Here is an 11995-nt window from a genome sequence, read left to right on the forward strand (position 1 = left end):
AGCGATTTTTATTTGAGAGTGATTGCTGCAATCAGCTTTGTCGCTTTTGTGTGTGGCTTTTCGGGTGGGTTTTTCGTGTTTTTTTCCCGTACGTAGTCGGCCCATTCTGAATTTATCAACCGTTCATCCAGCCGCTTTTTGCTGCGGCATGCTCCGACGCCTTGTCCCTCGTCGAGACGTCACGGATGACCCACGCTGGCCACATTGCCCTTATCGAATTTGAGCTGGATGGCTTTCATCAGAGCCTGGAGGTTTATCGCCAGCAGATGAACGCCTGGTATTCCCGTGCGCTGGATTCGGTGAGTCATGGGTTGGATATGCCGTCGTTACTGGGGATGGACCGGGTGTTGCGGGCGGGGGATTCGCTGCGCTCCGTGAGTATTTCCGACTCTGAATTTTCCACCGTGGCCCAGTGTCCCGTGGGCGGTGAGCTGAAGATCCAGAGCCTGTTTGAATCGGTGTATGACGTGCCGATCGGCAACATCCCAGCTGAGGTGATCGGACTGGATGACGGCAGTTCCACCCTGATCATGCTGGATGAACAGGGCAAAGGCTCGCACTACTGCGCGGCGGGCGGACGCTATCAGGTGCGGGTGCAGGGTGCAGTTTCCGAGGAGCAGGTGGACGCGCTGTTTTTGCCTCCTACGCCGGGCTGATGGGAGATCTGGAGCGCTGGCTTCGGTCGCAGTGGTCTGGTTTCAAGCCCCATTGGGAGCGCTCGACCGCCAGCGCGATTGGCAGCGGCGTGTTGGCGGGCAGTTGGGCCGCGATCCGCGATGTGTGGGACAGCATCAAGCTGGTGCAGGCGATTCTTGAAGACCCGCTGAAATTCGTCGAGCAGTTGGGTGATCAGGCCGCCCAGTTGGCGCGGATAGCGATTGATGCGCCCAAGGTCATGGAACAGGCGATGTTGCTGGCCAGCGATGAGGCGGCGCTGTTCCTGATGGTGCGCACGGCGATGATCTGGTTAGACGCGTTGCCGCCCAGTGAGATCGCCGAGGTGGCCGCCGGGTTTGTGGTGTCGTTGCTGATTGACCTGGTGATTGGCGCGGTGTTGACCATCGCCTTGCCGGCGGCGGGCGTGGCGTATTTGAGCTTGCGGTTGGCCAAGTATGGCGCACGGATTCTTGAGGCTGCAGTGGGCTTTGTTAAGGGGCTTTTAGGGATTCTGACGCAGTTCATGCAGGCAGTGGATCGCTACAAGGCCGTCGCGGTGCGCGGGGTGGTTGGCGGGCTGAAGCAAGGCACGCTGCAGATGCGCTGGAAGGCGCGGCAGAACGCGGTGCTGAAGCAGACAGAGCATGTCGACGATGCGCCTGCGGTGGCGAAGAACCCGGCGGGAGATGCGGCCACTTCCGCGAATAAAACCGCCACCAACGGTTGCCCCGTGTCGATGGTCACGGGCGAGGAATTACTGACGCTGACCGATGGCGCTCTGGACGGGATTTTGCCGTTCGAGTGGGCCCGGTTGTACCGCACCAGTGCGGTGGAAGTGGACTGCGGGTTGGGGTTTGGCTGGAGTCATTCTTTAGCGCATCGGCTGAGTGTTTCCGGTGATTCGGTGGTGTGGACGGATCATGAGAATCGGTCGACTGCCCTGCCCTTGCCGACCGTGGCTCGGCCAGCAATTACCAACAGCCTGGCGGAAGCTGCGATCTATTTGGGGGCTTTGCCAGGTGAGTTGGTGCTGGCCCAGGCATCGCGCTTCTATCACTTTCGCGATGGCGTGCTGTTCTCGATCAGCGATGCGTATGACAACCGGCTGCGGATTTCCCGGGACTTTTTGGGGCGTATTGAGCGGGTTGATAACGGCGTTGGGCGGTCGCTGTTGCTGCGCTATGCGTCGGGCCGCATCGTTGCGGTGGATTACCAGATTGAGCGCGCGGTCGACGAGGGTCCGTTTGTCTGGGTGACGGAGCAGAACGTTGTTTCCTACACCTATGACGATCTAGGACGGTTGGTTTCGGCGACCAATGCGGTAGGCGAAAGCGAGGTTTATCGGTACGACGAGCAGCACGTCATTCTTGAGCGTGGGCTGGCCGGTGGCGCGAGTTTTTACTGGGAGTGGGAAAGGTCTGGCAAGGCGGCGCGGTGTGTTCGGCATTGGGCCAGCTTTTCGCAGATGGACACGCGGTATGTCTGGGATGACAACGGCAGTGTCACAGTTTTTAACGCCGATGGAAGCCAGGAAGTCTATGCGCATGACCAGCGGGCGCGGCTGGTACAGCGGGTGGACCCGGATGGCGCCCAGCACTTCAAATCCTACGACGACAAAGGCCGGCTGACGGTTGAGCAGGACCCGCTCGGGGCGATCACCGCGTATCAGTACGACGAAGCCGGGCGCTTGGTGGCGTTGTTTCCGGGGGACGATGAGCCGACGACCTACGAACATGACAACGGTTTCGTACGGGTTGTGCGGCGTGGTGAAGCGGTCTGGAAATACGAGCGTAATGATCAGGGCGACGTAACGCGCAGGACCGATCCTGACGGCAACTCCACGGACTACAGCTACAACAAATACGGACAACTGACCCAGGTCCGGTACCCGGATCACAGCTGGCATCGCTTGGTATGGAATGCGCGCGGGCAGTTGCTTGAAGAGCAACTGCCGAATGGCGGAATCAAGCGTTATCGCTATGACGATCTAGGCCGGCAGATTGCGCGCGAAGATGAACGCAGCGCGCTGACGCAGTATCAATGGGATGCAGCAGGCCGCTTGCTGAAACTGACTCAGCCCGGTGGCGCCACACGGGAATACAGCTACAACCCCTACGGAAAAATCACCTCCGAACGCGACGAACTGGGCCGGGTTACCCGCTACGAATACGCCGACGGCCTACACCTGATCAGCCGCCGCATCAACGCCGACGGCACCCAGGTCAACTACCGCTATAACAACGCGCGGTTACTGCTGACCGAAATCGAAAACGAAGTCGGCGAAACCTACCGACTCCAGTACCACAACAACGGCCTGATCCAGCAGGAAATCGGCTTTGACGGCCAGCGCACCGCCTACGTCTACGACCTCAACGGCAACCTGCAGGAAAAAACCGAACACGGCGACGACGGCAGTCAGCTAATCACCCGCTACGAACGCGACCCTGCCGGGCGCCTCGTCAGAAAAACCCTGCCCGACGGCAACATCATCGATTACGCCTACGACCGCCAAGGCAATCTCCTCAGCGTCGACGACGGCCATTGGTTTTTAGCCTACGAATACGACCCACAAAACCGCCTCACCGCCGAACACCAAGGCTGGGGCACCTTGCGCTACGGCTACGACGCCTGCGGCCAGCTCCAAAACCTGCGCCTGCCCGACAACAACCGCGTCACCTTTAACCACGACAAGGGCGGCCACCTCGCCACCGTAGAACTGAACGGTGAACTGCTCACCTCACACCTGTTCAAAGCCGGCCAGGAACACCAACGCCAACAAGGCCAACTGATCAGTCGCTACCACTACGACGATCAGCAGCGCCTGCACACCCACGCCATCACTCAACAGGAAAATTACCTTTACGAGCGCCACTACGACTACGACAAATCCGGCAACCTCACCCGCCTGAACGACACCCGCAAAGGCGAACACCGCTACCACTACGACCCACTCAACCGTCTCACCCGCGCCGACCACTCCCAAGGCGAGCACGAACGCTTCGCCCACGACCCGGCCGGCAACCTCCTCATGCAAGACCGCCCCGGCCCCGACATCGTCGCCGGCAACCGCCTGATGATCCAGGGCGACCGCCACTACGACTACGACGCCTTCGGCAACCTCATTGGCGAACGCCGCGGCAAAGGCCATCAACTCGTCACCGAATACCGCTACGACTGCCAACACCGCCTGATCGGCGTCACCCAACCCAACGGAAAAACCGCCAGCTACCGCTACGACCCATTCGGTCGCCGCGTCAGCAAAACCGTCGACGGAAAAACCACCGAGTTCTTCTGGCAAGGCGACAAACTCATCGCCGAACACCACGCCGACCGTCACCGCAGCTACCTCTACGAACCGGACAGCTTCCGCCCGCTGGCGCTGCTGGAAGGTTTCGGCCCAAAAGAAACCAAGCCCTACCACTACCAACTCGACCACTTGGGCACGCCACAGGAACTCACCGCCCCCGACGGCGAAATCGTCTGGTCCGCGCACTACCGCGCCTACGGCGAAATCACCCGCCTTGACGTCAACAAAGTTGAAAACCCACTGCGCTTCCAAGGTCAGTACTTCGATCAGGAAAGCGGCCTGCACCACAACCGCCATCGCTACTACAATCCAGATGTCGGTCGTTACCTGACGCCGGATCCGGTGAAGCTGTCGGGTGGGATCAACACGTACCAGTACGTGCCAAATCCTACGGGGTGGGTGGATCCCCTGGGACTGAACTCCTGCCCCGGGGGAGGCGGTTGTAAGCCCCAAACAAGCGAAGGGCCTCCTACTCAAATAGCCTTTGTGGACGAGGGCCACCCATCCGTCCCCCTCGTCCACGGAGTTGATGCTGAAACTTTAAATCGCACACACAGCATTGAAGGCAAAAGCTCAACCAAACAAGTTGAGAAAATTGCCCGCAGCATGCAAAACAGCGGGTATGACGTAAATACGCCCATTGATGTGGTTGAACATAACGAACAGCGCTATATTATCGACGGGCACCATAGAGCTTCGGCGGCAAGAAGAACACACACACCAGTCACCATACAATTAATCAAAAATCTCGCCCCCTACAAAAGCTCATTTAGCAGCATCCAAGACGTGATAGAAGCCTCAAATAATGTCGGACTTGATAGATTGGATAGACCTAGACGATGAAAAACAAGACACTGGAAAGCTTAATACATGAATATCTAGCACAGGTAAAAGAAGCGACAGACTTACTTGAAAGTTCTTTTGGAACTAAAAACATACTGGGCCTGTGGCGCTCTAAAAGAATTCCACAGCGAGGTTCAGTCACTGACAACGTGACTTATGAGCTACACGGAATTGGTTGCCGTGTTTATTTACCTGAAGCATGTATAGACTTTGACTACGGCCCTGATGATAGAGTCGACGGTTTCGACCTTTGGAGATTATATATGTACGTATGCGAAGTGCCACACAAATACCAAAAATACACCAAAGAAAGCGCTTTGAAACAGGACTTCAACGAATACTTGAAACTGGAAAAAGCTAAGAAAATACCAAACTCCATGTCAAATTTGTACTTTCTTCAGCCGTGACCGCCCCCCTGGCAACAAACAACCCTAAACTCACAACAAAAAAGCAATGCTAAGGCAGAGAATAAAGAATTACTACTAGCGAAGAAGCTGGCGAGAGCTTAAAACAAAAATTATATCTCTCATAAAAATTGGTGGTTATCACCCTGAAACGCCAAAAGCACTAGAAGAATATAGACTATTGATTTTCATCGGCTTTTTCGCCGCCACACTGTTCTAGGCAACCGTCCGCAGGCTGATCTCTCATCATTTGTTGGAACTGATTAAAACAACGATATCACTACATTTCACACCAGAACGGAAAGGAATTTTGGAGGACTATAAATGGCGACGCCACTGACAAAACCGTCCAACCTCACAGCGAACAATATTAAAAAGCACAGGTATTGGCGATCGGCGAACTAATAGAGGAAGAAGTCACGCTACTGATCGATAAAACTGCCGTGACATGCTTTGTCACCAATGCCCTCACGAAATAAAAATAGGGCATCTCTATAATGTCGAGCTTACATTAAACCTAGCCGACGATTATTAGGCTGAAAAAATATTGCCAACCGAGTTGCTAGCTGAGCGGGTGGGTGATGGTTTCTCTTATATGCTCTACGGAACGTTAATCGAAGGGACCTTCCATACCTTTACTCTACTTAACGATGAGGGCATCCTTTATGAACATCCCGCTTTAAACGATTTTTTTATAAAATTATCTGTGGAAAGAATCGATGCAGCCTTCCTGTGATGCATCGGCAACTAACAGCGGATAAGAAATGTATGATTTTTTATCAACTTGAACACCCTCGCGATCAAAAATCGTACAGGCCTTTTTTCTCACTCTTACCTATGAACAACGCCAGACATTTCACCCCCACGCCACCACCAACAATCCCACCCCCAACACCAAACACAACGGCGAATAAACCCACGTATCCAACCGCGCAAACCGCGACCCACTCACCTTCTTGAAAAACCCCACCAATTCCGAATCCCCAATCGCCCTGGCGAACATAACCACCGCAATCACACTGATCCCCCACTGCAACGCGCCATGGGACACCGGTGAAAAGTACAGCCCAGCCCGCAGGCACACCAGCAGTGCGATCCCCACCAGCCCCATCGCCACCAGCAAGGTGCCCAGCGCCGAGGGCTTGAAGGCAGGCCGTGGTCCGTTGGCGAATTCGCCGGGCAGTTGCGGGATGGCGGCGAGGCTGCCGAGTTTGCCGCCGGCGGCCCAATACAGGTGCACCATGCTTATGCCGGTAAAAACCCCGACGATCCATCGTGCGATGACAACGCTCATGGCGGATGTTCCCTGGAAAGGTGCGAAACAGGATAGTCGGCCTGAGATTTTTTGCAGGCATTTCGTCGGCAGCTGATGGTAAAGTGCCGCCCCATGAAACTTGCCCGTGCCGACCGCTCGCTCATTGCCTGGATGCTTTATTGCTGTGTCCTGTTCAATGTGTTCGCCTGCAGTATCGGGCATGGGCAGATGGTCGGGATGCAGCTCAATGGCATCGGCGGCCAGTTTTGTACGGTGGACCCGCGCACCCAGGCGCCCACCCCATCCAACTCCACTGAAGAGAACCTCCCTACGCTGTCCAAGGCGTTTGGGTGTCCGCTGTGCTCCACCGGCGGCATGGGCCCGGCGCTAAGTTCAAGCTTGAATGTGGCGGTGTTGCCCCAGCCCCAGGCGCCACCGCCGGCGGTGGTCCTGGCCGCTGACATCCCTGCCCGCTTCACCTGGCCCACGGCTCATCCGCGCGCGCCGCCTGTTTTCGCCTGATTCCTTCGCTTTCCGATCTGCACTGACCACCGTTTCCGCAAGGAAGTACGGGCGGCTGTGCGTTGTTTTCAAGCCAAGTTTTTCAGGATTCAACCATGAAACATCTACCCCTGTTGGCGGGCCTGTTCGGCTGCCTGCCTGTTTGCGCCTGGGCCCTCGAGTTGGCCCCTACCACCATCGACGGCGAACAAACCGCCGAGCCCGGCCTGGCGCTGGACCAACCCAGCGGCATGGCGTCGCGGTTGGGCTTGAGCGTGCGGGAAACGCCGGCGTCGGTGGCCATTGCCAATCGCAACGACATCGAGCGGCAGGGCGCCAAGACCTTTCGCGATGCGGCCAACACCCTGCCCGGCGTCAACGCCAGCGCACCGCCAGGCTTTGGCGGATTTGTCTCCTATCGTGGCTTTACCAGCAGCCAGATCACCCAGATGTTCAACGGGATCAACGTCGCCACGGGCCTGGCCCGGCCCGTGGATGCCTGGATCTATGATCGGGTGGAACTGGTGGGCGGCCCCTCCTCCTTGATCAATGGCGCAGGCTCAGTGGGCGGCTCGCTCAATTACGTGACCAAGCTGGCCACCCGTGAAGAACAGGCTGGCGAGGGACGACTCACGTACGGTAGCTATGACACCGCCGGCATGGCGTTCGGCGTCAATCATGCACTGACCGAACCCGGCGCCGAGGTGCAGCATTACGCGCGCCTGGATGTGAGCCGCAACACCAACCACAGCTACATCGACCGCGACACGCGTGAGGCCTGGAGCCTGGCGTTCTCCCTGCTCAGTGACCTCACCCCCAACCTCTCCCACACCCTGGCGCTGGAATACCAGGATGAGCACGAAGACAGTCCCTACTGGGGCACGCCGGTGCTGAACCCCAAGGCCGGCGAGTTGAAGATCGACAAGCACAACCGTTTCAACAACTACAACGTCGCCGACGGGCGCTATGAACAACGCACGATCTGGGCGCGCTCGATCATCGACTACCGCATCAACGACAGTACCACCCTGAAAAATACCCTGTACCACTTGGACAGCCAGCGCGATTACCGCAACCTGGAAACCTACCAGTACAACGCAAGCAACAGCGCCGTAAACCGCTCGACCGCCTACCAGGTGCGCCACCAGGGCGAACAGCAGGGCAACCAGTTCGAGCTGCGCCACGATGCCCATGTGTTCGGCCTGTCGACTACCTGGTCCGGCGGTGTCGAGTACAAAGTCAACAGCACCACCAACACTCCGCTGAACGTTCCGGGCAACAGCACGGTGGACCCGAACGCCTTCAACCCCGGCCACTTCTATGACATCCCGCGCACCCGGGAGCGCTTCGGCAAGGACAAGACCAACCAAGTCACCACACGGGCATTGTTCGTAGAAAACCGTCTGGGGCTCACCGACACCTTGTCGCTGCTGACGGGCCTGCGTTATGACGCCATTGACCTGGATGTCACCAACCATCGCACAGTCACAGCGACCAACCCCCGCCACTTCAAACGCAGCTGGCAGCCGGTGACCGGTCGCGTGGGCCTGACCTACCAGTTCATCCCCTCGGCCAACGTGTATGTGCAGTACAGCACCGCCGCCGAGCAACCGAGCACCACGACACAAGTGTTTGATGTCTCGACAGGCAAACAGTGGGAAGTGGGCAGCAAGTTCGATTACCTGGACGGCCTCGGCTCGGCGACAGTTGCCGCCTACAGGATCGAACGCAAGGACTTCGCCGTGACCGATCCGCAGGACCCGACCAACAGTATCCCGGTCGGCGCGCAGTCATCCAAGGGCATCGAATTGGCCAGTTCATTGCGCATCACGCCAAGGCTGTTGGCGCAAGGCAACTTCGCCTGGGTAAACGCCCGGTACGAGGACTTCAACGAGAAAACCGCCACCGGCGCGGTGGTCTCACGCCAAGGCAACACGCCGACCAACGTACCCCGGCGCGTGGGCAACCTGTGGCTGACGTATGAGTTTGCCGAGGATTGGCAAGGGGGTGTGGATGCGCGGTACGTCGCCGAGGTGTATGCGGACAATGCCAACACGCAGACGGTGCCGGCCTACACGCTGTTCGGGACCTTCCTGCGCTATCAGGTGGATTCGCATACCTCGGTGACAGGCCGGGTACGCAACCTGACGAATGAGGTGTATGCCGAGTTTGCCCATGTGTCGCCGGCGTATTACTTGGGGTCGCCAAGGACCTTCGAGCTGGCCATACAGACCCATTTCTAAAATGTGAATACAGTCAATGTGGGAGCTGGCTTGCCTGCGATAGCAGTGGGTCAGCTCCACATGTATTGGCTGAGAGTCCGCTATCGCAGGCAAGCCAGCTCCCACATTTTGGCTCAACTTTATCAGGAAGGTCGGCGTTATTTGAGGCTTGCCTCAACCTTCTGCGCCACATCCTCAGTCAACCAGGCCTTCCACACCTCAGGATGTTCCTTGAGGAACGTCTGCGCGACTTCACGGGGCGGGGTGTGGTGCTCGCTCATCGTGGCCAAGGCTCTGTTCAGCGGCTCAATCGGAAACTCAACTTTCTCGAAGAACTGGGCAATCTGCGGATGCGCCTTCTGAAACGGCGTAGACACCCCGATACTCAGTTTGGATGCCAACGACCGCGTTGGTTTCGGATCAGGATTGTCCGCGTCCGTCAGGGTCTTCCAGGCCTCGGCGTCAAACGGTGGTTCTTCCAGCTGGATCAGCTTGTAGCGCCCCATCAGCGGTGTCGGCGACCAGTAGTAGAACAACACTGGCTTGCCGCGGCGGATCGACGAAGCGATCTCGGCATCCAGGGCCGCGCCCGAGCCACTGCGGAAGTTCACGTAGCTGTCATCCAGGCCGTAGGCCTTGAGCTTCTGTTTGTTGACCACTTCCGAGGTCCATCCGATAGGGCTGTTGAGAAAGCGCCCCTTGCCTGGGGATTCCGGGTCCTTGAATACGTCCTTGTAGCGCGCCAGGTCTTTCACGCTCTTGAGGTCCGGTGCCAGCGGCTTGATGCCTTTGGCGGGGTCGCCCTTGACCACGTATTCCGGCACCCACCAGCCTTCGGTTGCGCCCTTGACCGTATCGCCCAGGCCAATCACCTTGCCTTCAGCCTCGGCCTTGACCCACACCGGACTGCGGCCCGCCCATTCTTCACCGATCACCTGGATGTCGTTCTTCGCCAGGGCGGTTTCCAGGGTAATGGTGGTGCCCGGCAAGGTGTCGGTGGGCAAGTCGTAGCCCTTCTCCACAATCACCCGCAGCACTTCGGTGATCAGGCTGCCGCTTTCCCAGTTCAGGTCGGCAAAATGGACCGGCGCCTCGGCGGCGTTGGCCTGCAGCGTCGTGGCTGAAAGTCCCAGGGCGGCCAGGGACGCAGCCAACAGCATTTTCAATCCTTTCATGCCTTCGCTCCTCGCGTTATCGCAGCCAATGGCAGGCGGCTTTGCTGCGTATGCGCGAAGCCTCTGAGTAGTTAAGTCAACTCAACTGTAGTAGAGGTTCCGCTGAGCGGGTGTTGCGGGTAGTTGATGATTATTCGCTGGCCTTGAAGGTCACCAGTTCACCCTTGCGCCATTTGGCGGCCTTGCCGGTCACGGCCTTCAGGGTTTTGGTCAGGCCCTCCCGCAGCTGCTCATTGGCGGCGAACACCAGCATCACGCTGTGGCCTTCCTTGAACACAATGCCCTGGCCTTCGGCCGAGGACACAAAGGCATAGTCACCCAGGCCATAGACAGTCAACTTGATGTCACGGAACTTCAATTCGAACTTGCCGCCTTCACGACTGGGCAACACCGCTGCGCGCAAGTGATCGCCGACTTTGAGTTCCAGGCGGGGTTTGTCATCGACCACCAACGCCGCTTCGGTGTCGATTTCGGCGATGTAGATGCCTTCCGGCGTCTGCTCGGTGATGTAAACGAAACGGGATTGAAATTGTTTGACCAACTTTGCGCGCAAATCACCCAGCACGAACAACGCGTGCATATCCAGATTACTGACTGCCAAGGAAACGCCCCCACATTGAAAAAAGCGCTGTCCGTCAAAGCGGGCAGCACAAAAAAACGGCCATTACGGCACGGTTACATCATTGATTCATTGGAAAAGCTGAAATAGTTCCCGCTGTCGAGCCCTAAGACTCGTACAGACGTATGCGATGGCCTTGTGCAAGGTCATCAGGCACCACAGGAGATCACAGGTTCACTCGCCCGAGAATACGGACCGACCCACTTCAGAGAATAACCCAGTTAAAAATGCCGTTTTCCGACATGCAAACCCAAATAAATGCGCTGCCATGGAACCGAGCGCTGGCCGCCGACAACAATACTAAAACAGCAACCCCGATCAAAACCACCCAAAACGCAGCAATCCAGTCATACGGATCGATCAAAAGGAGCAGGCCATGCAACGATCAACCTACAACGCTATGTCTTCGCACACCTGTTCATCCTCTCAGGACGACGTTCAATACTACCGCCTGGACGGCTTTGAAGGGTATTCGGATTCGGTTCTTTACCAAGTCGTACCCGCCGGCAGAAACTTCTTCCACATCCGCGAAGTACTCAGCGGCCGCATAAGAGGCTTTCGCAGCGACCATGTCAAGGCCTGTGAACTGGCCAAAAAACTGGAAGCGATGTTGCAGGCGCCTCGTGGCGCAATCGTTTCGTCAGCCCGATAACTTAACTGCGCCGCCGACCCCTAACAACTGCCATACTGGCCCGTCCACTGAAGTGTGTGCCCTGCGGGCAGGCTTCACCAGTGCAGTTATCTCCAAGGGAAGGCTCTACGTGACGGAATTTGATATTGGCGAGTTTTTCATCCATGGCGACGCAAGGGAAGTAGACGGCGAGTTCCAGGCAGTGATCGTAATGCGGGCCAAGCCACCGCTGACCACTGTCACCACCCACCAAGTGGAAAAAGACCGCTGGTTCAAAACCTTCGACGCTGCGGCCCTCGCGGCAAAAGATGCCGCGAAGGCCCTCAAGGCTGCCGTGGATTCCGGCGCGCTGACCTCCTGAGAACCCGATAGAACTCTGCT

Annotated in this window: 10 protein-coding genes; 7 read left to right on the plus strand and 3 right to left on the minus strand. The window is 57.4% G+C overall.

The window, feature by feature from the left end:
- The first annotated feature begins 185 nt into the window (after positions 1-185).
- The 3 genes from KVG91_RS28180 to KVG91_RS25715 are packed head-to-tail and all read left to right on the plus strand — an operon-like array spanning position 186 to position 5214.
- Positions 186-656, plus strand: coding sequence for a hypothetical protein (locus KVG91_RS28180; RefSeq protein WP_256664837.1), 471 nt, complete (start codon positions 186-188; stop codon positions 654-656).
- Positions 656-4807 carry an RHS repeat-associated core domain-containing protein gene (locus KVG91_RS25710; RefSeq protein ID WP_404822443.1) on the plus strand — a complete coding sequence of 1384 codons (4152 nt, stop codon included), beginning with the start codon at positions 656-658 and terminating at the stop codon, positions 4805-4807. The genes KVG91_RS28180 and KVG91_RS25710 overlap by 1 nt, the downstream gene beginning before the upstream one ends.
- Positions 4804-5214, plus strand: coding sequence for a DUF6896 domain-containing protein (locus tag KVG91_RS25715; RefSeq protein WP_169378523.1), 411 nt, complete (start codon positions 4804-4806; stop codon positions 5212-5214). The genes KVG91_RS25710 and KVG91_RS25715 overlap by 4 nt, the downstream gene beginning before the upstream one ends.
- Before the next feature lie 853 nt (positions 5215-6067).
- Here the strand turns inward: KVG91_RS25715 and KVG91_RS25720 are convergent.
- Entirely contained in the window at positions 6068-6505 is a 438-nt protein-coding gene (locus KVG91_RS25720; RefSeq protein ID WP_169378524.1) for a DUF3995 domain-containing protein, read from the minus strand.
- A 93-nt stretch (positions 6506-6598) separates the two neighbouring features.
- Between KVG91_RS25720 and KVG91_RS25725 the strand changes: the two genes are divergently transcribed.
- Together KVG91_RS25725 and KVG91_RS25730 are read left to right on the plus strand one after the other, a co-directional pair.
- Positions 6599-6988, plus strand: a complete 390-nt coding sequence (locus tag KVG91_RS25725) for a DUF2946 domain-containing protein (RefSeq protein ID WP_169378525.1) — start codon at positions 6599-6601, stop codon at positions 6986-6988.
- 95 nt (positions 6989-7083) lie between these two features.
- The gene (locus KVG91_RS25730; RefSeq protein WP_169378526.1) at positions 7084-9210 is read left to right on the plus strand and encodes a TonB-dependent receptor; all 2127 of its coding nucleotides are present in this window, start codon (positions 7084-7086) and stop codon (positions 9208-9210) included.
- Positions 9211-9347: 137 nt separating this feature from the next.
- Here the strand turns inward: KVG91_RS25730 and KVG91_RS25735 are convergent, their stop codons facing one another.
- Positions 9348-10364 carry an ABC transporter substrate-binding protein gene (locus KVG91_RS25735; RefSeq protein ID WP_169378527.1) on the minus strand — a complete coding sequence of 339 codons (1017 nt, stop codon included), beginning with the start codon at positions 10362-10364 and terminating at the stop codon, positions 9348-9350.
- Between the two features lie 130 nt (positions 10365-10494).
- A complete protein-coding gene (locus KVG91_RS25740; RefSeq protein ID WP_169378528.1) occupies positions 10495-10965 on the minus strand; it encodes a hypothetical protein in 471 nt (156 codons plus the stop codon).
- Positions 10966-11359: 394 nt separating this feature from the next.
- Here KVG91_RS25740 and KVG91_RS25745 point away from each other — a divergent pair, with 394 nt between their 5' ends.
- Positions 11360-11635: a hypothetical protein gene (locus KVG91_RS25745; protein ID WP_169378529.1), complete on the plus strand. Its 276-nt coding sequence runs from the start codon at positions 11360-11362 to the stop codon at positions 11633-11635.
- Between the two features lie 109 nt (positions 11636-11744).
- The gene (locus KVG91_RS25750) at positions 11745-11975 is read left to right on the plus strand and encodes a hypothetical protein (RefSeq protein WP_169378536.1); all 231 of its coding nucleotides are present in this window, start codon (positions 11745-11747) and stop codon (positions 11973-11975) included.
- Positions 11976-11995: the final 20 nt, after the last annotated feature.

The organism is Pseudomonas azadiae (assembly GCF_019145355.1).
Classification (GTDB): Bacteria; Pseudomonadota; Gammaproteobacteria; order Pseudomonadales; family Pseudomonadaceae; genus Aquipseudomonas; species Aquipseudomonas azadiae.